This window comes from Lysobacter hankyongensis (assembly GCF_039543145.1).
GTDB classification, from domain to species: Bacteria; Pseudomonadota; Gammaproteobacteria; order Xanthomonadales; family Xanthomonadaceae; genus Lysobacter_I; species Lysobacter_I hankyongensis.
In genome coordinates this window covers 46602-68768 of the sequence record NZ_BAABJE010000018.1, presented here as the reverse complement: position 1 = coordinate 68768, position 22167 = coordinate 46602, and the positions used below count along the sequence as shown (strand labels likewise).

Sequence of the window (22167 nt, the reverse complement as noted above, 5' to 3'; positions counted from 1 at the left end):
CGCGCGCACGGAAGGACCGGGATCGATCGCGACTCGAACGGGCGCCCGAAAAGCGGAGGCGCCGGTGTCCCGGCGCCTCCGTGTCGCGTCCCTGCGGTGCGGTTGCGCTCAATCCACGCGCGCTTCCTCGTATGCGTGGAAGACCATGCTGGCCTGGGCGCGGCCCTGGGTGAGCGAACGCAGGGCCGTGGTGTAGCCGGAGAGCGCGGCCAGCGGGGCATGCGCGAGCACATCGGCGCGGGCGCCCTTGTCCTCGATCGCCGCCACGCGGCCGTTGCGACGCTGCACGTCGCCGATCACGTCGCCCACGTGCGCGGCCGGGGTGTCGATGGCGAGCGCCATCACCGGCTCCAGCAACGTGGTGCCCGCCTGCGCGAGCGCCGCACGCACGGCGTCCGATGCCGCGCGCTGGAACGCCATGTCGGACGAGTCGACCGCATGGGTTTCGCCGTCGACCAGCGTCACCGCGATGCCGACGACCGGGTGACCGCGCGGGCCTTCCATCAACGCCGCGCGCACGCCTTTTTCGGTCGCCGCCACGAACGCCTTCGGCACCGCGCCGCCGACGCTGCGGTCCTCGAACGTGACCAGGCCGTCGTCGCGCGGGGCGACATCGACGATCACGCGCGCGAACATGCCGACGCCGCCGTTGCGCTTCACCACCTTGCCTTCGACGCCGCGCACGGCCATCCGCGGCGTTTCCTGATAGGCCACGCGCGGCGCGTCGGTACGCACCTCGACGTTCCAGTCGTTGCGAAGACGCTCGACCATCACTTCGAGATGCAGCTCGCCCATGCCCCAGACCAGCGTTTCGCCGGTGTCGGGGTCGGCCTGGACGCGGAACGAGGGATCTTCCTGCGCCAGCCCGGCCAATCCCTGGCCCAGCCGCATCAGGTCGTTCGCGTCCTTCGCGGCGAGCCGCCACGACAGCACCGCCGGCTGCGCCTGGATGCTGTCGAGCACCAGCCGCATGTCATCGGCGCTCAGCGTTTCGCCGCTCACCGCGTCTTTCCAGCCGAGGATCGCGACGATCTCGCCCGCGACGGCCTCATCGACATCGTGCGTGCGCGCGGCCTGCACGATGGCGAGACGACCGATGCGACGCGCGCGATCCTGCCGCGAACACCATACCGTCGCGCCCACCCGCAGCGTGCCCGAGTACACGCGCACGTACGTCACCGGCCCATGCGCGTGGTGCGCGATCTTGAACACCAGCGCCGCGAGCGGGCCCGCGGGATCCGCGGGCAATCGCGTCTCGATGCCGTCGCGCACCGCGCTCGTCGCCGGACGATCCAGCGGCGAAGGCAGGTAATGCACGATGGCGTCCAGCAGCGTGACGATGCCCTTGTTGCGGATCGCGGAACCCGCGAGCACCGGCACGCCGAGGCCCGCCAGCGTGCCGCGACGGATCGCCGCGCGCAGCATCGCATCGTCGATGGCGCGTTCGGCGAGCCAGGCGTCGGCGAGCGATTCGTCGTGCCCGGCCACCGCTTCGATCAGGCGCGCACGGGCGTCGGCATACCTCGTCGCTTCGTCGTCGCCCCACGGATGCCGCACGGTGTCGCCGTCGTCGGTCCAACGCAAGACGCTGCGGTCGACGAGATCGACCCAGCCATCGAACGCCGCCTCGCTGCCCAGCGGGATGCCGAGCGGCCACGGATTGGCGTCGAGCTTCTCGCGCAATTGCGCGAGCGTGCGATCGAAGTCCGCGCCGGCACGGTCCATCTTGTTGACGAACGCGATGCGGGGCACGCCGTGCCGCTGCGCCTGGCGCCACACCGTTTCGGATTGCGGCTGCACGCCGTCGACCGCGGAAAAGACCGCGACCGCGCCGTCGAGCACGCGCAGCGAACGTTCCACTTCGATCGCGAAATCGATGTGGCCCGGCGTGTCGATGAGGCTGAGCCGATGCGGCGCTTCGCCCGGCGGCGTCCAGTCGATGCGCACGGCCGCGGCGCCGATGGTGATGCCGCGCTTGCGTTCGATCTCGGAGAAATCGGTGGTGGCCGCGCCGTCGTGGACTTCGCCGACGCGATGGATCGCGCCGGAAGCGTACAGCAGGCGTTCGGTGAGGGTGGTCTTGCCGGCGTCGATGTGGGCGATGATGCCGAGGTTGCGCCAGCGCGAAAGTGTCGTGGTGTTCATGAAGCCATTCCATGTATCGCCAACATGCGGGGCCGCACGCCCCGGTTGGCGACGGGACGTGCGGCTAGGGTTCGGTCTCGGCGGCGATGCTCATGGCACGTTCTCCCTGGAGGTCTTCGGTGGTGTTCGGGGTCTGGAAAAAGCGGGTCCGCAAAAGAATCGCGGGCAACAAAAAAGCACCCTTGCGGGTGCTTGTGCGTATCGCGTGTCGCGGGCCGGGATCAGTTCGATCCAGGGCCATCGGTCACGGAAGGCAGGCGCACCCGGCCCGCGCGTTCGCGCTGGCGGCGGTTCAGCAGAATCAGGAGCGGCGTCCGCGTCATGACCATGGCCGGGTGATGGAGGAAGGCGCGCATTCTGCGCGCGCGGCAGTGTGACGTCAATCATGACCGTCCTCTCTTTCGGGCACAGACGATTCCGCCAGCCCGACGATCTGGGAACACCCAAGCGGTCGCAACAGAACGCGCAACCGCACACCGGGCTTCACAAAGCCGATGCGACGAAAGACTGTCCTCGGGATGATCGCGCGGCACGTTCGACCACCTTCCAAGCCGATGAGGATTTCGCCGTTCGTATCCCGCGACACGAGGATGCCGACATGCTCCTGCCCGTCGCGCTCCGGCAGCACGTGCGACCATGCCGTCCACATTCCAGCATCGAATCCGAAATCGTGGCCGCTCAATGTCACCAGATAGTCTCGCGCCTGCTCGCGGGTAATCCGGCAACGCGGCGGCAATTGTTCGCCGTTGAGCGTCCGCAAGGCAACGGTAACCGGGCTGAGTCTAGTCATGGATGAAGTCCGGAAAAATGTGTCCGGGAACATGCCGCGCATCATCATCTCAAACGAAACGCCCCGCAATGCGGGGCGTTTCGTTGGAAGCGAGCAGTGAACAGCAGGTCCCTCGCCCCGATGGGGCTCGGGATGACATGTGTATCGTCAGCGACGCATCGAAGTGAAGAACTCGTCGTTCGACTTGGTGGTCTTCATCTTGTCGAGCAGGAATTCCATCGCCGCGATCTCGTCCATGCCGTGCAGCAGCTTGCGCAGGATCCAGATCTTCTGCAGCAGGTCCGGTTCGATCAGCAGGTCTTCGCGGCGGGTGCCGGAGAGGTTGACCGCGATCGCGGGGTAGACGCGCTTCTCGGTGATGCGGCGATCCAGATGGATTTCCGAGTTGCCGGTGCCCTTGAACTCTTCGTAGATCACCTTGTCCATCGCGCTGCCGGTATCGACCAGGGCAGTGGCGATGATGGTCAGCGAGCCGCCTTCCTCGACGTTGCGCGCGGCGCCGAAGAAGCGCTTCGGGCGATGCAGGGCGTTGGCGTCGACGCCACCGGTCAGCACCTTGCCGGAGCTGGGCACGACGTTGTTGTAGGCGCGGGCGAGACGGGTGATCGAATCGAGCAGGATGACCACGTCCTTCTTGTGCTCGACCAGGCGCTTGGCGCGTTCGATCACCATTTCCGCGACCTGCACGTGGCGGGCGGCGGGTTCGTCGAAGGTGGAGCTGACCACTTCGCCGCGCACGGTGCGCTGCATTTCGGTCACTTCTTCCGGACGCTCGTCGACGAGCAGCACGATCATGTGCACGTCGGGGTGGTTGTAGGTGATGGCGCTGGCGATCTGCTGCATCATCATGGTCTTGCCCGCCTTGGGCGGAGACACGATCAGCGAGCGCTGACCCTTGCCCTGCGGCGCCATCAGATCGAGGATGCGGCCGGTGATGTCTTCGGTGCTGCCGTCGCCGCGCTCGAGCCTGAAGCGGCGGCGCGGGAACAGCGGCGTGAGGTTCTCGAACAGGATCTTGTTCTTCGAGGCTTCCGGCGGCTCGCTGTTGATGGTGTCGACCACCGCCAGCGCGAAGTAACGTTCGCCGTCCTTCGGCCAGCGGATGCGGCCGGCGAGGTAGTCGCCGGTGCGCAGGTTGAAGCGGCGGATCTGGCTGGGCGAGATGTAGACGTCGTCCGGGCCGGCGAGGTAGCTGGCCTCGGCGGCGCGCAGGAAGCCGTAGCCGTCGGGCAGGATTTCCAGCACGCCGTCGGCAGCGACGCCTTCACCGTGGCGGGTCAACACCTTCAGCAGCGCGAAGATCACGTCCTGCTTGCGCGCGCGGGCCACGCCTTCGTGGATGCTCAGCTGCTCGGCGATGTCGAGCAGCTTGGGCATCGGCATGCGCTTGAGGTCGCTCAGCGAATACTGCGGGAAGCCCTCGGGCACGGTCGACAGCGAACGCGGCTGGAACGGCTGCTGCTGGAAGCTGCCGGCGTCCTGGCTGACGCCTTCGCCGCCTTCGTTCTGGTCGCGGCCGCGGAAACCGCCGCGATCACGATCACGATCCCGGCGGTTGCGGAAGCGGTCGCGGCGGTTGTTGAAGCGCTGCTGGTCGCCGCCCTGCTCGCCGCCGTCGTTGTTGTTCTGGAAGCCGCCCTGGGCCTGGCCGCCCTGCGGTTGGCCGCTCTGCTGCGAGGTGTTCTGCTGCGGGCCATTCTGCTGCGGACTGTTCTGGGCGGGCGGATGGCCGCCTGCAGGCTCGACCTGCGGAGCTTGCGGGGCCTTCGGGGCTTGCGGAACCGGGGGGGCCGGTGCGCTGGGCGCGGGCGCCGAAAATTCGGCGGCCGGAGGCGGCAGAGGCGGTGCGGGCGCGGGCGGCGGAGGCGGTGCGACCGGCTGCGGCGCCTCGGGGAGGGGCATGCTGGTCTGGACGGCGGTCTTGGCGACACGCGGCTTGCGCACGCGTTTCCCGGCGGTATCGCCGGATTCGGGAGTCTGGTCGGACAAAGCGGAAATCCTCGCTGCTGCGAGCGCCCGCGGTGCGCGGACGGGATCAGGAGTGGGTGGTCGGAAAGACGGGAGATGCGTGGAAATACGGCGCCGGTGGCGCGTCGTTGGCTAGAAGCTAGCACCCGCGTGCGCCCGCGGCAAGCACCGGACTGAAGCGGGGTTCATGCGCCGCGACCGGCGGCGGGTTGCGGCCGGTCGCGGCGGAAGGGCGTTCAGAGCGCCTTGTCGATCAGCTGGGCGAGGTGCGGCTTGCCGACGGCGCCGATCTGGGTGCCGTGCACCTGGCCGTTCTTGAACGTGAGCAGCATCGGGATGCTGCGGGCATTGAAACGGCGGCCGAGGTTCGGGTGCGCCTCGATATCGACCTTCACGACCTTGGCGCGACCTTCGTATTCGTCGGCGAGCTGGTCCAGAAACGGGGCGATCATCTTGCAGGGGGTGCACCACGGCGCCCAGAAGTCCACCAGGACAGGCACATCGGACTGCAGGACGAGTGCGTCGAAATCGGCGTCGGTGGCATGGGCAATCTTGTCGCTCACTGGGGGTCTCCGGATCTGGCGGACGCCACGGTGGCGCCACGGGTGTGTACGAGAGGGTCGGAAAGGGCGGCCCGGTGCGAATGGGCAGGTGTCACGGGCCGGGGTCACGGGCTGGGGTCGCTGGCTGCTACACTGCGGGCTTGCATCGCCGGCTTCAAGGGCTCCGCCCGGCAGCCGAGCGCCACATCCCAAGCAGTGCGCAGAGGCCGGCAGTCTGCTGCCCCGCGACCTCCCAACGCAAGCGCGAACCCGGCATCCCGCCCTCGCGCGGCCCCCTCTTCAACGCCAGAAGCATGAGCGACAAGCCCCTAACCGACATCACCTTTTCCTCCTTCGAGCTGCATCCGGCGCTGTTGGCCGGGCTCGAAGCCGCGGGCTTCACCCGCTGCACCCCGATCCAGGCGCTGACCCTGCCGGTGACCCTCCCGGGTCGCGACGTGGCCGGTCAGGCCCAGACCGGCACCGGCAAGACCCTCGCCTTCCTGGTGACGGTGATCAACCGGCTGCTGTCGCGCCCGGCGCTGGCCGAGCGCAAGCCCGAGGATCCGCGCGCCCTGATCCTGGCCCCGACCCGCGAACTGGCGATCCAGATCCACAAGGATGCCGTGAAGTTCGGCGCCGACCTGGGCCTGAAGTTCGCCCTGGTCTACGGCGGCGTGGATTACGACAAGCAGCGCGCCCTGCTGCAGGCCGGCGCCGACGTGATCATCGCCACGCCCGGCCGGCTGATCGACTACGTCAAACAGCACAAGGTCGTCAGCCTGCACGCCTGCGAAGTGTGCGTGCTGGACGAGGCCGACCGCATGTTCGACCTCGGCTTCATCAAGGACATCCGCTTCCTGCTGCGGCGCATGCCCGAACGCACCACCCGCCAGACCCTGCTGTTCTCGGCGACGCTCAGCCATCGCGTGCTGGAGCTGGCCTACGAGCACATGAACGAGCCCGAGAAGATCGTGGTCGAGGCGGAGTTCATCACCGCCGCGAAGGTGCGGCAGAAGATCTATTACCCCGCCGACGACGAGAAGATCCCGCTGCTGCTGGGCCTGCTCTCGCGCAGCGAGGGCGCGCGGACGATGGTGTTCGTGAACACCAAGGCCTTCGTCGAGCGCGTGGCGCGGGCGCTGGAACGCGCCGGCTATCGCGTGGGCGTGCTCAGCGGCGACGTGCCGCAGAAGAAGCGCGAGTCGCTGCTGAAGAAATTCCAGGCCGGCCAGCTGGAACTGCTGGTGGCCACCGACGTGGCCGCGCGCGGCCTGCACATCGACGGCGTCAGCCACGTCTACAACTACGATCTGCCGTTCGACGCCGAGGACTACGTCCATCGCATCGGCCGTACGGCCCGCCTGGGTGCGGAAGGCGACGCGATCAGCTTCGCCTGCGAGCGCTACGCGATGTCGCTGCCCGATATCGAGGCCTACATCGAGCAGAAGATTCCGTCCGAGCCGGTCACCCGCGAACTGATGACCGCGCTGCCGCGCCCCGAGCGCGAGCGCCCGGCCGCGGTCGAAGGCGAGGACGGCGACAGCGACGACAGTCTCACCACGATCTTCCGCGAAGCGCGCGAAGCCCGCGCGGCCGACGACGCCAAGCGCGGCGGCGGGCGCAGCGGCGGCGGTGGACGCAGCGGCAGCGGCGGCCCCGGCGGTCGCGGTCGCAGCGGCGAGCGGTCCGGTCCGCGCAGCGGCGGCAGCACCGGCGGCAGCACCGGCGGCGGCGAACGTCGCGAGCGCACCCCGCGGCCGCCGCGCGATCCCGCGGCGCAGACTGCGGTCACCGTTCCCGACGCGATCCAGGCGGTCGCCGCGACCGCGGCCGAGGGCGAACGCAGCCAGCGCAAGCGTCGTCGCCGTCGCGGCGGCAAGCGCATCGACGGCGGCGCCGAGGGCGCGGCCGCCAATCCGGTCACCCAGGCCGTGCGCGCGCTGGAAACGCCCGCGCCGGTGGCGGTGAAGGCGACCGGCGACGGCAAGCCTTCGCTGTTCTCGCGGATCGGCAACAAGCTCAAGTCGCTGGTCACCAAGCCGCCGCGTTCGCAGCACTGAGGTTCCGGCGGTGCCCGGTTCCGCCCTGGTCGAATGGTTCCTGCAGCCGCTGCTCGAACTGCTGCTGCAGGTGTTCGGCTACTGGACCGGGCGGATCGTGGTGCCCGTGCTGTCGCTCGGGCTGATCCGTATCGAACACGTGAACAATGCCCGCCGGTCGCGTCCGCGCTGGCATGGCTTCCATCGCGCGAAGGGCGGCGGCTTCGTGATCGATGAAGACATGACGATGTTCCTCGGCGTCCTGTTCTGGATCGCGGCGGGCGTGGCGGCGTATTTCGTGCCGCGCTGAGACCATCCGTCCGCGATGGGGCTTCTGCGATACTTCCCCCATGACCGTCCTCCGCTTCGACAACGTCAGCAAGCAATATCCCGGCGGGCACGTGGCCCTGACCGATCTGAGCTTCGCCGTGAACCGCGGCGAGATGCTGTTCGTGACCGGGCACTCCGGCGCCGGCAAGAGCACCCTGCTCAAGCTCATCCATCTGTCCGAACGCCCGACGCGCGGCGCGGTGCTGCTGGGCGAACGCAATCTGCGCAACGTCTCCGGACGCGGGGTGGCGATGCACCGGCGCGAGGTCGGGGTGGTCTATCAGGACCACCGCCTGCTGACCGACCGCAGCGTGGCCGAGAACGTGGCGCTGCCGCTGCAACTGCGCGGACTGCGTCGCGACGAGATCCGCAAGCGCGTGCGCAGCGTGCTGGACCGGGTGAGCCTGGGCGCGCGCGCCGAGGCCCTGCCGACCCAGCTGTCGGCCGGCGAACAGCAGCGGGTGGGCATCGCACGCGCGCTGGTGGGCGAACCGCAGCTGCTGGTGGCCGACGAACCCACCGGCAACCTCGACCCCACGCTGTCGGCCGAGATCATGGCGCTGTTCGCGGGCCTGCCCGAACGCGGCACCAGCGTGCTGGTGGCCAGCCACGACCTCGGACTGGTCAAACGCATGAAGAAGCGGGTGCTGGTGCTGGATCACGGCCGTCTGGTCGACGACATCTCGCCGGAGGAGCTGGCCGATGGCTAAGCCTGCCGCCGCGTCCGTCGCGAAGCCGCGCTCGCGCATCGCCGCATGGTTCGACCACCACCTGCACAGCTTCGTCGCCAGTCTCGGCCGCATGCTGCGCCGGCCCTGGGCCACCCTGCTGACCGTCGGCGTGATGGCGGTGGCGCTGTCGCTGCCGCTGGGGCTGGCGCTGGTGCTGGACAACGTCGCCCGCCTGGGCGGGACGGTGGAACGCGCCCGCGAGGCTTCGCTGTTCCTCAAGCCCGAGATTCCGGTGGAACGCGCCCGCGCGCTGGCGGCGACGCTGCGCACGCGCGGCGACGTGGCCGAGGTCGTGGTCCGCAGCCCGGACGAAGGTCTGGCCAGCCTGCGCGGCAGCGGCGCCGATCTCTACGCCGACGCAATCTCCGCGGTCGGCGGCAACCCGCTGCCGAGCGTGCTGATCGTGCGCCCGCGGGGCGACGAGCGTGCCCTGCTGGCCACACTGCGGGCCGTGCCCGAGGCCGACTTCGTCCAGCACGACGCGGTCTGGCGCGAACGCCTGGACCGCTGGCTGGGCTTCGGCGAACGCGCGGTGTGGGTGCTCGCGGCGCTGTTGGGGCTGGGCGCGCTGCTGGTGGTGGGCAACACCGTGCGCCTGGACATCCAGTCGCGTCGCGACGAAATCGCGGTGCTGCAGTCGCTGGGCGCGACCGACGGTTTCATCCGCCGGCCGTTCCTGTACTTGGGCGCGGCCTATGGGCTGGTGGCCGGGGCGCTGGCGCTGGCGCTGCTGACCACGGCCGAGCTGGCGCTGCGCGCGCCGCTGCGGGCGCTGGCCGACAGTTACGGCAGCCGCTTCGCCTTCACCGGCGTCGATCCGCTGCAGGCGCTGGCGGTGCTGGCCGCCGCCGGCGCGCTGGGCTGGCTGGGCGCCGGCGTGGTCACCGGCCATTTTCTGCGTCAAACTAGGATCTGACGGCGTGATCGACAGGGGCGCGTCGGGCGGTTCGACCGCCCCGGCGTGGACGTCGGCAGACTGTTGAAGAACATTCGACCACCACCGCAACCTGAGCGAACCCCACGCATGCCCGCCCACGATGTCCGCCACCTCACCACCGAGAATCCCCGGGTCATGGTGGTCGACGGCTCGAAAATGGTCCGCAGGCTCATCGGCGACATGCTCCAGCGCGACCTGCCCGGCGTGGAAGTCATCGGTTGCGGCGGTCTGGCCGAGGCCAAGGCGGCACTCGCCGAAGGTCCGGTGGACCTGGTCACCACCTCGCTGGTGCTGATGGACGGCGACGGCCTGCAGGTCGCGCGCCAGGTGCGCAGCGCCGCCGGCCAGCGTTACGTGCCGGTGATCGTGGTGTCCGGCGATGCCCAAGCCCACCTCGAAGCGCGCCGCTTCACCGAGGACGTGACCGACTATTTCGACAAGGCCGAGGGCTACCCGGCCCTCGCCACCTTCATCCGCGGCTACGTGCATCCCGAACCGATGCCCGACGCCCGCGTGCTCTACGTCGAGGACAGCATCACCGTGGCCGTGGCCACCCGGCGCATGCTGCAGGCGCACGACATCACCGTGCTGCACATGAGCCGCGGCGACGACGCCCTGGCCTATCTGCGCGAACATATCGGCCAGGAGGATGTCGGCGCCGATCTGCTGCTGACCGACGTGACCCTGGACGGCGATGTCAGCGGCCTGGACCTGCTGCGCGCGGTGCGCAACGAACTGGGCTACGGCAAGCGCCGGCTGCCGGTGCTGGTGATGACCGGCGACGGCAACCGCGACAAACAATCGAACCTGCTGCGCGAAGGCGCCAACGATCTGGTGCTCAAGCCGATCGAGGAACGGATGCTGATCACCAAGACCCTGTTCCAGCTGCGCATGGCGAAGTTGCGCGAGCGGGCCGCGGCAGGCTGAGCCAACCGCGTGGCCCGATGTCCCGCGACGGCATCGCGGCGAACCGCACCCCGAACCGGATCGACGCCGGCATACTGACGGTTCCACCGCTTTGCCCGCTCCCATGACCGACGACGACCGCATCAAACTCGAACCTTCGTGGAAGGCGCGCATCGGCGAATATCTGATGCGCGACGAGATGCGGGCGCTGTCGGCGTTCCTGCGCGAGCGCCGCGCGCAGGGCGCGCGGATCTATCCGCCCGGGCCGCAGATCTTCGCCGCGTTCGACGCGACGCCGTTCGATGCGGTGAAGGTGGTGATCCTCGGCCAGGATCCGTATCACGGCGCCGGGCAGGCGCACGGCCTGTGCTTCTCGGTGCGACCGGGCGTGGCGGTACCGCCGTCGCTGGACAACATCTTCAAGGAAATCCAGCGCGACCTCGGCATCGCCCGGCCCGATCACGGCTGCCTCACGCCCTGGGCGGAACGCGGCGTGCTGCTGCTCAACGCGGTGCTGACGGTCGAGGACGGCCGCGCCGGCGCGCATCAGGGCAAGGGCTGGGAAGGCTTCACCGACCACGTGGTCGATACGCTCAACCGCGAGCGCGAAGGCCTGGTGTTCCTGCTCTGGGGCAGCTACGCGCAGGCCAAGGGCAAGGTCATCGACCCGCGCCGGCATCGCGTGCTGAAGGCGCCGCATCCCTCGCCGCTGTCGGCGCATCGCGGCTTCCTCGGCTGCGGGCATTTCTCCGCCACCAACGAATCCCTGAGCCGCCACGGCCAGACGCCGATCGACTGGTCGCTGCCGCCGCGCGCGGCGCTGGCGCCCGCCGCGCATTGATCGCACTGCAACATCGCCGGCCCGGCCGCGGGCCGGCACGGCATGCTCCGGATTCGCGTTGACAACGCTGTCAACAACCGCTAGAACAGGCTCCGCGCCCGGATCGTGGCAGGGCGCACGGGGCCGCGGCCGTACCGCGGACGACGACGATGGGCAGGTGGGACGTGCGCAAGCGCAGCGATGACAGGCAGGCAGCGAATCCCCTCCGCAGCACGCCCCCCGCCCCCGGGGCCCGGTCTCGCGGCCTGTCCGCGCTCATCGTCGCCGGTGTGTTGACGCTGTCCGCCGTCGGCGGCGCCCAGGCCGGACACTCTCCTGCTGGCGCGGGCGTCGCCGACGGTGCTTCAGCCCCCACGGTGCATCCCGATCGCTGGCCGGCGGTGACGTGGCCGCTGGCGGCCGACCCCGCGATCGAGGCCCGCATCCGCGCGCTGCTGGCGTCGATGACGCTGGAGGAGAAAGTCGCGCAGACCGTGCAGGCCGACATCAACAGCATCACGCCCGAGGACATGGCGCGGTATCGGCTCGGTTCCATTCTCGCCGGCGGCAACTCCGGGCCGGGCGGCAAACCGTTCGCGACCCGCGCCGAATGGCTGCGGCTGGCCGACGACTTCCACCGCGCCTCCACCGCGCCCCGCGACGGCCGACCGGGCATCCCGGCGCTGTTCGGCATCGATGCCGTGCACGGCCACAACAACGTGGTCGGGGCCACGCTCTACCCGCACAACATCGGCCTGGGCGCGGCGCGCGATCCCGCGCTGGTGGCGAAGATCGCGGCCGCGACCGCGCTGGAACTGCGCGCCACCGGCTTCGACTGGACTTTCGCGCCGACGCTCGCGGTGCCGCGCGACGAGCGCTGGGGCCGCAGCTACGAAGGCTTCTCCGAAGATCCGCACGTGGTCGCCGGCTATGCCGCGGGCATCGTCGAGGGCTATCAGGGCCGTGCCGGCGCGCCGGATTTCCTCGGCGCGGACAAGGTGATCGCCACCGCCAAGCATTTCATCGGCGACGGCGGCACCGCCGACGGCCGCGACCAGGGCGACGCACGGATCGAGGAGGCCGAGCTGCGCGACGTGCACGGCGCCGGCTATCCGCCGGCGATCGCCGCGGGCGTGCAGGCGGTGATGGCGTCGTTCTCCAGCTGGAACGGCGACAAGCTGCACGGCCATCGCGGCCTGCTGGAGGACGTGCTGCGCGGACGCATGGGCTTCGGCGGTTTCGTGGTGAGCGACTGGAACGCGCACGGCCAGTTGCCGGGCTGCAGCAACGACACCTGCCCCGCCGCGGTGAACGCCGGCATCGACATGGTCATGGCGCCCGACAGCTGGCGCGGTTACTACGAGAACACGGTGAAGGACGTGCGCGCGGGCCGCATCCCGATGACGCGGCTGGACGAAGCGGTCGCGCGCATCCTGCGGGTGAAACTGCAGGCCGGCCTGTTCGACGCGCCGGCGCCGTCGCAACGCCCGCTCGGCCGTCGTACCGATCTGGTCGGACATTCCGACCATCGCGCGCTCGCGCGGCAGGCGGTACGCGCGTCGCTGGTGCTGCTGAAGAACAACGGCCGCCTGCTGCCGCTGTCGCCGAAGTCGCGGGTGCTGGTGGCCGGCGACGGCGCCGACGACCTGGCGAAACAGTCCGGCGGCTGGACGCTGACCTGGCAGGGCACCGGAACGCGACGCGAGGATTTCCCCGGCGCCACGTCGATCTGGGACGGTCTGCGCCGCCGGATCGAAGCCGCGGGCGGCGAAGCGACGCTGTCGATCAACGGCCACCACGCAGGCCGCCGGCCCGATGTCGCCATCGTGGTGTTCGGCGAGGATCCCTACGCGGAATTCCAGGGCGACGTACGCACGCTCGCCTACAAACCCGGCGACGACGCCGATCTCGCATTGCTGCGACGGCTGAAGGCCGAGGGCATTCCGGTGGTGTCGGTCTTCCTCTCCGGCCGGCCGCTGTGGATGAACCGCGAGATCAACGCGTCGGACGCGTTCGTCGCCGCGTGGCTGCCGGGCTCGGAAGGCGATGGCGTCGCCGACGTGCTGCTGCGCGGCGACGACGGCGCCATCGCCCACGATTTCCGCGGCCGGCTCTCGTTCTCGTGGCCGCGCACCGCGGTGCAGGTGCCGCTGAACGTCGGCGATGCCGACTACGCCCCGCAGTTTCCGTTCGGCTACGGCCTGCGCTACGGCGAACACGCCGAACTGCCGCTGCTGTCCGAGGATGCGGGCATCGCCGGCGGCCTGGTGCCGCACGGGTTGTATCTGGCGCGCGGCGCCGCGGCGACCGGTTCCCGCATGCAGCTGATCGGCGCGGACGGTGCGGAGATTGCGGTCGCCGGCGCCACCGCCGCGAGCGCCGACGGCAGCATCGCGCTGCGCAGCATCGACCATCGCGCGCAGGAAGATGCGCGCCTCATCGAGTGGCGCGGCAGCGGCCGCGCGGCCTTCGCCCTGAATACGTTTGCAGCCAACGACCTCACCCGCGAGACCAATGGCGACGTGCTATTGATGCTCACGCTTCAACTGCGGGAGGCGCCGACGGCGGACGTCTGGCTGGACGTGGGATGCGGCGCGGACTGCGCGGCGCGGGTGCGGATCGATGCGGATCTCGGGGCGCTGCCGACCCACGCATGGCTGCGCGTCGGCGTGCCGCTGAAGTGCCTGCAGGGCGCGGGCGCGGACATGCGGCGGATCGATCGCCCGCTGCGGATCGAAACCGCCGGACGCCTCGCGCTCGCGCTGACGCGGGTGGAACTGGGGACCAATCCGGATCGCACGCTGGCCTGCACGACGCGATGACGCATTCCGCCGACCGCGACCGCGCGGCTCGGATCATCCAACCATGAAGCCGCGCAGACGGCGAACGCCCCGGGAGGGAACGTGAATCTTTCTACGATCGATACCGTGATCGTGCTGACCTATCTGGTCGGCATCTTCGCGCTGGCGCAATGGGTCTCCCGCGAAAAGGCCGGGCATCGCAAGGACGCGCAGGATTATTTCCTCGCCGGCAAATCGCTGCCGTGGTGGGCGATCGGCGCGTCGCTGATCGCGGCGAACATCTCGGCCGAGCAGATCATCGGCATGTCGGGATCGGGCTACGCGCTGGGCCTCGCCATCGCTTCGTACGAATGGATGGCCGCGCTCACGCTGCTGATCGTCGGCAAGTTCTTCCTGCCGGTGTTCCTGCGCAACGGCATCTACACCATGCCGCAGTTCCTCGAGGAGCGTTACGGCCCGACCATCCGCACGATCATGGCGGTGTTCTGGCTGGGCCTGTACGTGTTCGTGAACCTGACCTCGATCCTGTGGCTGGGTTCGATCGCCGTCACTCAGGTCACCGGCATCGACCAGTTTGCGGCGCTGGCGCTGCTCGGCGGTTTTGCGCTGCTGTACCAGCTGTACGGCGGGCTGAAGGCGGTGGCGCTCACCGACATCGTGCAGGTCGCGCTGCTGGTGCTGGGCGGATTGCTGATCGTCGGCATTTCGCTGGACCGCATCGGCGGCGACGGTGGCATCGTCGGCGGTTTCAACACGCTGATGGCTGCGCATCCGGGCCACTTCGAGATGATCCTCTCGCCCGACAATCCGTTCTACAAGGATCTGCCGGGGCTGAGCGTGCTGATCGGCGGCATGTGGATCATGAACGTCAGCTACTGGGGCTTCAACCAATACATCATCCAGCGCGCGCTGGCGGCGAAGGACATCGCCGAAGCGCAGAAGGGCGTGGTGTTCGCGGCGTTCCTGAAGCTGCTGATGCCGGTGATCGTGGTGCTGCCGGGCATCGCCGCGCTGATGCTGGTGACCGATCTCGAAAAGCCCGACCAGGCCTATGCGAAGATGATGGCGCTGCTGCCCACCGGCGTGCTGGGCCTGGTGTTCGCGGCGCTGATCGCGGCGATCGTGGCCTCGCTGGCGTCGAAGATCAATTCGGTCTCGACCATCTTCACCCTCGATTTCTACGCCAAGCGCGGCCGGACGGGCGAACGCAAGGCGCACGAACAGGCGCATCTGGTGAAGGTCGGCCGGATCGCGGCGACCGTGGCCATCGTGCTCGCGGTGCTGACCGCGAAGCCGCTGCTCGGCGGTTTCGATCAGGGCTTCCAGTACATCCAGGAATACACCGGCTTCTTCACTCCGGGCATCGTGGTGATCTTCGTGCTCGGCCTGTTCTGGAAACGTGCGAACGAGGCCGGCGCGATCGCGGCCGCGGTCGGTTCGTTCGCGCTGTCGATCGCGCTGAAACTGGCGTGGCCGTCGCTGCCGTTCATGGATCGGGTCGGCCTGGTGTTCCTGCTGGCGCTGGCGCTGGCGGTGGTGGTGTCGCTGACCACGCGCGCGCGCGGCGACGCCAACCGCATCCGCACCGACGACGTGCGCTACGCCACCGGCGCATCGTTCAACGCCGGCGCGGTCGGCGTGATCGGCATCCTCATCGCGCTGTACGCGGCGTTCTGGTGACACCGGCAAGGCGGTGAAGGCGCGTCCGGCGTCGCGATGCGCCGGATGCGCTCAGCGGCGGCGGCCCGCGCGCGTCGGCACCGGGCCGGTGGAATCGCGCAGCGACAGCGCGTACGGCACTTCGACCATCGTGCCGGCGCTGGCGTCGCGGATCGAGAGCAGCAATTGTTCCGTGGCGATGCGCCCCATCGCCGCGACCGGCTGGCGCACGGTGGTCAGCGAGGGCCACAGCTGCCGCGCCATCGGCTGATCGTCGAAACCGCAGACCGACAGATCGTCGGGAACGCGCAGGCCGCGCGCGAGCGCGGCGTGCATCACGCCGGCGGCGGTGTCGTCGTTGGCGGCGAAGATCGCGGTCGGCGGCGCGTCCAGGGCCAGCAGCGCCTGCAGCGCGGCCGACCCGGATTCGAACGAGAACTCGCCGGGAATCACCAGCGATTTGTCGTACGCCAGACCGGCGGCGCGCAGACCGTCGCGATAGCCGGCGAGGCGCCATTCGGTGGCGCCGTGATCGCGACGACCCTTCACGTGCGCGATGCGGCGATGACCGAGCGCGACCAGATGCGCCATCAGTTCGCGCACCGCGGCGCGCTCGTCCATCCGTGCGCCGACCCGGGCCTGCGCATCCAACGGCGACACGAACGCCAGACGCGTGCCGGCCTCGGCGAGCCGCGCGAGCAGCGCCGCGTCGTCGGTGAGCGGCGGCACCAGCAGGATGCCGTCGGGCGCGTACTGGCCCACGCATTCGGCGATCACGTCGACGTGCGAATGGCTGTCGTAGTCTACCGGCCGCATCATCATGCTGTAGTGCGCGGTTTCGCAGGCGTCCACCACGCCCGACATCAGGTCCATGATGTAGTGGCCGGGCGGGTTGTCGTAGGCCAGCGCGATCAGGTACGAACGATGCCCGGCGAGGCTGCGGGCCGAAGGGTTCGGTCGATAGTTCAGCGCCTTCGCGGCCGCTTCGACCTTCGCGCGGGTTTCCGGGCGCACGTTCGGTTCGTGGTTGAACACCCGCGACACCGTCTTCATCGACACGCCTGCGGCGCGCGCGACCGCCTCGATTCTCACTCCGGAACTCATCGTCCACCCCGGCCTGCACTCGGGCGATGATACACCGCGTACGGCGCCGCCCCGCCGGGCCCTCAGCGTCGCCGCGGATGCGTCGGCACCGGTCCGGTGGAATCGCGCAGGCGCAGTTCGTAGGGCACTTCGACCATGCCCGCGGCCTCGCCGCGGATCGCGCGCAGCAGCTGCTCGGCGGCGATGCGGCCCATCGCGCGGCTGGGCTGGCGCACGGTGGTCAACGCCGGCCACAGCTGCCGCGCCATCGGCAGATCGTCGAAGCCGAAGACCGAGACATCCCGCGGGATCCGCAGTCCCTGTCCGGACGCGACCCGCATGATGCCGGCGGCGGTATCGTCGTTGGCGGCGAAGATCGCGGTGGGCGGCGCGTCCAGCGCGAGCAGTCGCTCCGCCGCCGCCGCGCCCGACTCGAACGAGAACTCGCCGGCCACCACCAGCGCGCGATCGTAGGCGATGCCGGCCGCGCGCAGACCGTCGCGGTAGCCCGCAAGGCGCCAGTCCGTCGCGCCGTGATCGCGATGCCCCTTGACGTGGGCGATGCGGCGATGCCCCAGCGACACGATGTGCGCCATCATCTCGCGCACCGCGCTGCGCTCGTCCAGATGCGCGCCCAGCCGCGCGTTCGCGGTCTTCGGCGAAATGCTGGCGTAGCGCACGCCCTGCGCATCCAGCCGGCGCAGCAACGCGGCATCGTCGGTCAGCGGTGGCGTCAGGATCAGTCCATCCGGCGCGTACTGGGCCACCGTCTCCGCGACCAGTTCGACGTGATCGCGGTCGTCCAGCTTCACCGGGCGCACCATCATGCTGTAGCGCGCCGGCTCGCAGGCGTCGAGCACGCCTGAAATCACTTCCATCACGTAGCTCGCCGACGGATTGTCGTAGACCAGCGCGATCAGGTACGAGCGATGCCCGGCGAGGCTGCGCGCCGACGGATTCGGCCGGTAGTGCAACGCCTTCGCCGCGGCCTCGACCTTCGCGCGGGTGTCCGCGCGCACGTTCGGCTCGTGATTGAACACCCGCGACACCGTCTTCATCGAGACGCCGGCAACGCGCGCGACGTCCTCGATCCGGGTGGCCCCGCCTGTGATTTTGCCCATGACGTTTCCTGTACCGTCCTGTCCTCTGCGCCGTCGACCGCGACCGGATCAGGCCTGCACGCGTGCGCGCGGCGGATCGGCGCACAGCGCGTCGAGCAGGGCGCGATGCGGCGGCAGATCGTCGACCGCCCGCGCCGCGACCGCGCGCAGCATCCGGAATTCCTCGCGCGCGCGCGCCGACTGCGCGTGCATCGGCCGCAACGCGGCGGGATCGGTGGCGAACTCCATGCCGTAGAGCACGAACTGCCAGCTCGCGGGCAGGAACATCTCCAGGTCGGTCACGAAATCCAGGCGGTGCGGCGGACGGTGCCGCCACAGCGCGAGCAGATCGCGCAGCGACGCAGGGATGCTCGCCGGATCGGCGTTGTCGCGCCAGAACGCGCTGTCGGTGCGGCGTGTGAGGCAATAGTGCAGCTTGAGGAAATCGACGATCCGCGCGTAGCGCGCGTTCATCGCCTCGTTGAAGCGCGGTGCGATCCGGGCGAAATCGCCGTCGGGCGGCAGCAGATGCGCCACGAGATAGGTCGCGATCTCGATCAGGCCGATCCCGGTGGATTCCAGCGGTTCGAGGAAGCCCGCGGCGAGCCCGATGGCGACGCAGTTGCGCTTCCATTGCATCGGGCGCCAGCCGGCGTCGAAGGCGAGCAGCCGCGGCGTGAGCGCGTCCGCCCGCGGGCCGATGTAACGCCGCAGGACGGCTTCGGCGCGCGCATCGTCGCTGTGCCGGCTGGAATACACGTAACCCACGCCGCGACGCGTCTGCAGCGCGATGTCCCAGGTCCACCCGGCCTCGTGCGCGGTCGAAATCGTGTAGGCGGGCAGCGGTGCATCGGCGCGGTCGTCCGGCACCTGCATCGCCAGCGCACGGTCCACGAACAGCGTGTCGCGCACGCTGCGCAACGGCTCGCCCATCGCTTCGCCGATCAGCGCCGCGCGGAAGCCGGTGCAGTCGATGTAGAGATCCGCGACCAGGGTGCCGGCTTCGCGGGTCTCGACACCGACGATGTCGCCCGCTTCGTCGCGCTCGGCGCGGACGACCGTCGCGATCGTGCGCTGCACGCCCAGCGATTGCCCGTGCTCGGCCAGCAGCGCGGCGAAGCGGCCCGCGTCGAAATGGTAGGCATAGTTCATCCGGCCCTGATAATCGGGATCGCCGATCCGCTTCGGCGCGCGGCCGGCATCGGCGACGCGCTTCTGCATGGTCGCGGCCTCGGCGAAGGGCACGCCCGCGCCGGCGTCGCCGAGCAGCCAGTACGGCAGCGGGTCGGGCGCGCCGGGTCGCTGGCTCGGTGTGTTGAACGGATGGAAATAGTGGTCGATGCCGTCGCCGCCCGGCGCGCGCACCCAGTCGACGAAACGGATTCCCTGCTTGAAGGTCGCACCGCACGTGCGCAGGAAGCGCGCCTCGTCGATGCCGATCGCCGAAAGCGTGCCGCGGATCGACGGGAACGTGCCTTCGCCCACGCCGACGCCGGGAATCTCCGACGATTCCACCAGCGAGATCGCGATCGCGCCCGGGGCGCGACTGTTGAGCGTCTTCGCCAGGTAACACGCCGCCAGCCAGCCCGCGGTACCGCCGCCGACGATCAGGATCCTGCGTACCGGATGCATCTCCCCTCCTCGCGAATGTATGCTGCGCCGCAACATCGGATGGCCCGGAATCCGCATGATTTCAGGCGATTCCGCGCTGGATCGGGGGCAATATACGCCCCGATGACTGCGCTGTCATTTTTTTGTTGACAGCGCTGCCATCGTGGGTGCAGTGTCCGCCGCGTGGCCTCGGACGCCGGGGCCCACGCGCTGCGCGACACTCAAACTTCTGGGGAGGACCCGTTCGATGAAACACCGGTACAAGACTCTGTCCGCGACCATCCTCGCCGTGCTCGCGGCAGGCCACGCGGGCGCGCAGGACGCGCCTTCGACGGGCGATGGCGATCAGCAACTCGACGAGATCGTGGTCACCGCCACCAAGCGCAGCACGCCGCTGCAGCGCACCCCCGTCGCGATCTCGGCGATCAGCGCCGACACGCTCGACAAGGAACGCGTGATGACCGTCCAGGACGTCACCTCGCTGGTGCCCGGCTTCCAGGCCACCACCCAGGGCGACCACGGCGTGATCACCCTCACCCTGCGCGGCATCGGCAACGACAGCGCCAAGACCGAATACGCCGACCCCGAGGTCGCGCTGTTCGTCGACGGCATCTACACGCCGCGCGCCGAAGGCGCCGCCGCGCTGCTGATGGATCTGGATTCGGTGGAAGTGCTGCGCGGCCCGCAGGGCACGCTGTGGGGCCGCAACTCCACGGTCGGCGCGGTGAACATGCAGACCGCCAGACCGGTGATCGGCGACAGCTCGGGCACGGTGCAGTTCGGCATCGGCGAATACGACCGCTTCGGCGCGCGCGCCGCGGTCAACGTGCCGATGACCGACACCTGGGCGCTGCGCGTGGCGTTCGCGCACGAACAACACGACGGTTACGTCGATTACCAGGATCCGATCGGACAGATTCCCTCGCTGGCCGACCAGCAGGCCGCATGGCTGGCCAGCGGCGGCGCGGCGGCGGATTTCCAGCCGATCAATCCCAACCTGTTCGTGACCAGCGGCGACAAGTACAACGCGCAGAACCAGTCCGCGTTCCGCATCAGCAGCCTGTGGCAGCCCAGCGACGCGCTGAGCTGGAACCTGTCGGTCGAGTATTTCCGCGACCGCGGCACGCCCAACGCCAACCTGATGCAGAAGCCGCGCGCGGGCCAGCCGTTCTGGTCGGCGCTGATCGACGTCGCGCCGCATCTCGAACGCGACGTGCTCGCGCTGCGCAGCCGCGTCGACTACGACATCAACGACCATCTGAGCCTCAGCTACATCGCGGGCATCAGCGATTTCAGCGGATCGAGCGACTACGACCAGGACGGCGGCGCCCAGGTGCCCACCAGTTTCTCCACCGGCGCGACCTTCCAGCAGGACCGCACCAACTACTCGAACTACTTCAGCCACAGCCACGAGCTGAACCTGAAGACCACCGGCGAGAACACGATCGACTGGATCCTCGGCCTGTACTACGCTGCGGAAGAGAACGACATCCGCTTCGACATCCCGATCTTCAACGGCACCCAGCAGGGCACCGTGGCGTGGCAGGGATCGTTCATCCAGCCCGAGCAGAAAGTGTCTTCCACCGCGATCTTCGGCCAGGCCACCTGGAACATCAGCGACGACGTCCGCCTCACCGGCGGCCTGCGCTATACCGACGATCACAAGGAAAACAACGGCGGTCGCGGCTGGGGCTGGCAATACAACCCGGCGGTGCCGCAGGTGCCGATCTCCACCGGCACCACGCCCGGGCCGGGCACCGGCTTCGGCTTCGGCGTGGGCGGCATCAACGATGGCGAGTACGACCACGAACAGACGACGTGGCTGATCCGCGCCGACGGCGACATCACCGACAAATTCCTGATCTACGGTTCGGTCTCGACCGGCTACAAGTCCGGCGGTCTGCAGGACGGCGGCGTGCCGTACGACCACGAAACCCTGACCAGTTACGAGATCGGCACCAAGAACAGCTTCCGCAACGGCCGCATCACCTGGAACAATGCGCTGTTCTACATGGACTTCCGCGATTTCCAGCTTGCCGCGCCGATCACCTTCGTCGACGGCAGCCGCGGGCTGGGCTTCTCCAACGTGGAAGGCAGCACCAAGGTCTCGGGCTTCGAGTCCGAACTGAACGCGCGGCTCACCGACAACGATCGCCTGCAGGTGGTGCTGTCGCTGCTGCACCAGAAAAAACTCGGCACCCTGCGCTACGCCGGCAGCAACGACTACCAGGGCCTGCCCGCGTGCCCGCCGGCGTCGGGCATCGGCAACTGCCTGGACGTGACCGGCAACGAACTGGCGCACGCGCCGGACGCGCAGCTGCATGTCGCCTACGAACACGATTTCGATCTCGCCAGCGGCGCCCGGATCACGCCGCGGATCAGCGCGCACTACGAGACCGAAAGCTGGCTCAGCCCGTTCAACCTCGGCGACGGCGACAAGCAGAAAAGCTATGCCCGCGGCGATTTCACGCTGCGCTACGAGGCGCCGCAGAGCAAATGGTGGATGGACCTGTACGTCGACAACGTCGCCGACGGACGCGTCCGGACCAACGCCGGCCGCACCCAGGTCTCGCCCGGCAACTTCATCTATCTGTCGCAATACCTGCCGCCGCGCGTGATCGGCGTGAACTTCGGCTTCGGCTTCTGACCGGCGCCGGCAACGGCGCACGGGACACGCAACGGCCCGGCCAGTCCGGGCCGTT

General features: G+C 69.3%; 16 protein-coding genes. 9 read left to right on the top strand and 7 right to left on the bottom strand.

Annotated elements, in window-relative coordinates:
- Window positions 1-108: 108 nt before the first annotated feature.
- From fusA to trxA, 4 genes are all read right to left on the bottom strand, one after another.
- The gene (fusA, locus tag ABD974_RS16825; RefSeq protein ID WP_345304500.1) at window positions 109-2145 is read right to left on the bottom strand and encodes an elongation factor G; all 2037 of its coding nucleotides are present in this window, start codon (window positions 2143-2145) and stop codon (window positions 109-111) included.
- Window positions 2146-2524: 379 nt separating this feature from the next.
- Window positions 2525-2935, bottom strand: coding sequence for a hypothetical protein (locus ABD974_RS16820; RefSeq protein WP_345304499.1), 411 nt, complete (start codon window positions 2933-2935; stop codon window positions 2525-2527).
- A gap of 147 nt (window positions 2936-3082) precedes the next feature.
- Window positions 3083-4837: a transcription termination factor Rho gene (rho, locus tag ABD974_RS16815; RefSeq protein ID WP_345304544.1), complete on the bottom strand. Its 1755-nt coding sequence runs from the start codon at window positions 4835-4837 to the stop codon at window positions 3083-3085.
- Window positions 4838-5139: 302 nt separating this feature from the next.
- Window positions 5140-5466, bottom strand: a complete 327-nt coding sequence (trxA, locus tag ABD974_RS16810) for a thioredoxin (protein WP_345304498.1) — start codon at window positions 5464-5466, stop codon at window positions 5140-5142.
- A gap of 293 nt (window positions 5467-5759) precedes the next feature.
- Here trxA and rhlB point away from each other — a divergent pair, with 293 nt between their 5' ends.
- The 8 genes from rhlB to ABD974_RS16770 all read left to right on the top strand — a co-directional run bounded on the left by rhlB (window position 5760) and on the right by ABD974_RS16770 (window position 15692).
- A complete protein-coding gene (gene rhlB / locus ABD974_RS16805; RefSeq protein WP_345304497.1) occupies window positions 5760-7508 on the top strand; it encodes an ATP-dependent RNA helicase RhlB in 1749 nt (582 codons plus the stop codon).
- 10 nt (window positions 7509-7518) lie between these two features.
- The gene (locus ABD974_RS16800) at window positions 7519-7797 is read left to right on the top strand and encodes a hypothetical protein (RefSeq protein ID WP_345304496.1); all 279 of its coding nucleotides are present in this window, start codon (window positions 7519-7521) and stop codon (window positions 7795-7797) included.
- A 40-nt stretch (window positions 7798-7837) separates the two neighbouring features.
- Entirely contained in the window at window positions 7838-8527 is a 690-nt protein-coding gene (gene ftsE / locus ABD974_RS16795) for a cell division ATP-binding protein FtsE (protein ID WP_345304495.1), read from the top strand.
- Complete coding sequence (gene ftsX, locus ABD974_RS16790) at window positions 8520-9464, top strand: permease-like cell division protein FtsX (RefSeq protein WP_345304494.1); 945 nt, start codon at window positions 8520-8522, stop codon at window positions 9462-9464. The genes ftsE and ftsX overlap by 8 nt, the downstream gene beginning before the upstream one ends.
- A 108-nt stretch (window positions 9465-9572) precedes the next feature.
- Window positions 9573-10412 carry a response regulator gene (locus ABD974_RS16785; RefSeq protein WP_345304493.1) on the top strand — a complete coding sequence of 280 codons (840 nt, stop codon included), beginning with the start codon at window positions 9573-9575 and terminating at the stop codon, window positions 10410-10412.
- Window positions 10413-10515: 103 nt separating this feature from the next.
- On the top strand, window positions 10516-11232 hold the full coding sequence (gene ung, locus ABD974_RS16780) for a uracil-DNA glycosylase (RefSeq protein ID WP_345304492.1): 717 nt from the start codon (window positions 10516-10518) through the stop codon (window positions 11230-11232).
- A 269-nt stretch (window positions 11233-11501) separates the two neighbouring features.
- Window positions 11502-14033: a glycoside hydrolase family 3 protein gene (locus tag ABD974_RS16775; protein ID WP_345304491.1), complete on the top strand. Its 2532-nt coding sequence runs from the start codon at window positions 11502-11504 to the stop codon at window positions 14031-14033.
- 81 nt (window positions 14034-14114) lie between these two features.
- Entirely contained in the window at window positions 14115-15692 is a 1578-nt protein-coding gene (locus ABD974_RS16770; RefSeq protein ID WP_345304490.1) for a sodium/sugar symporter, read from the top strand.
- A 51-nt stretch (window positions 15693-15743) separates the two neighbouring features.
- On the opposite strand, the gene ABD974_RS16765 is transcribed toward ABD974_RS16770, so the two are convergent.
- The 3 genes from ABD974_RS16765 to ABD974_RS16755 form a co-directional block, all read right to left on the bottom strand.
- Entirely contained in the window at window positions 15744-16763 is a 1020-nt protein-coding gene (locus tag ABD974_RS16765; RefSeq protein ID WP_345304489.1) for a LacI family DNA-binding transcriptional regulator, read from the bottom strand.
- A gap of 74 nt (window positions 16764-16837) precedes the next feature.
- On the bottom strand, window positions 16838-17875 hold the full coding sequence (locus tag ABD974_RS16760) for a LacI family DNA-binding transcriptional regulator (RefSeq protein WP_345304488.1): 1038 nt from the start codon (window positions 17873-17875) through the stop codon (window positions 16838-16840).
- Window positions 17876-17923: 48 nt separating this feature from the next.
- The gene (locus ABD974_RS16755) at window positions 17924-19486 is read right to left on the bottom strand and encodes a tryptophan halogenase family protein (protein WP_345304487.1); all 1563 of its coding nucleotides are present in this window, start codon (window positions 19484-19486) and stop codon (window positions 17924-17926) included.
- Between the two features lie 226 nt (window positions 19487-19712).
- Here ABD974_RS16755 and ABD974_RS16750 point away from each other — a divergent pair, with 226 nt between their 5' ends.
- Complete coding sequence (locus ABD974_RS16750) at window positions 19713-22112, top strand: TonB-dependent receptor (protein WP_345304486.1); 2400 nt, start codon at window positions 19713-19715, stop codon at window positions 22110-22112.
- Window positions 22113-22167 lie beyond the last annotated feature (55 nt).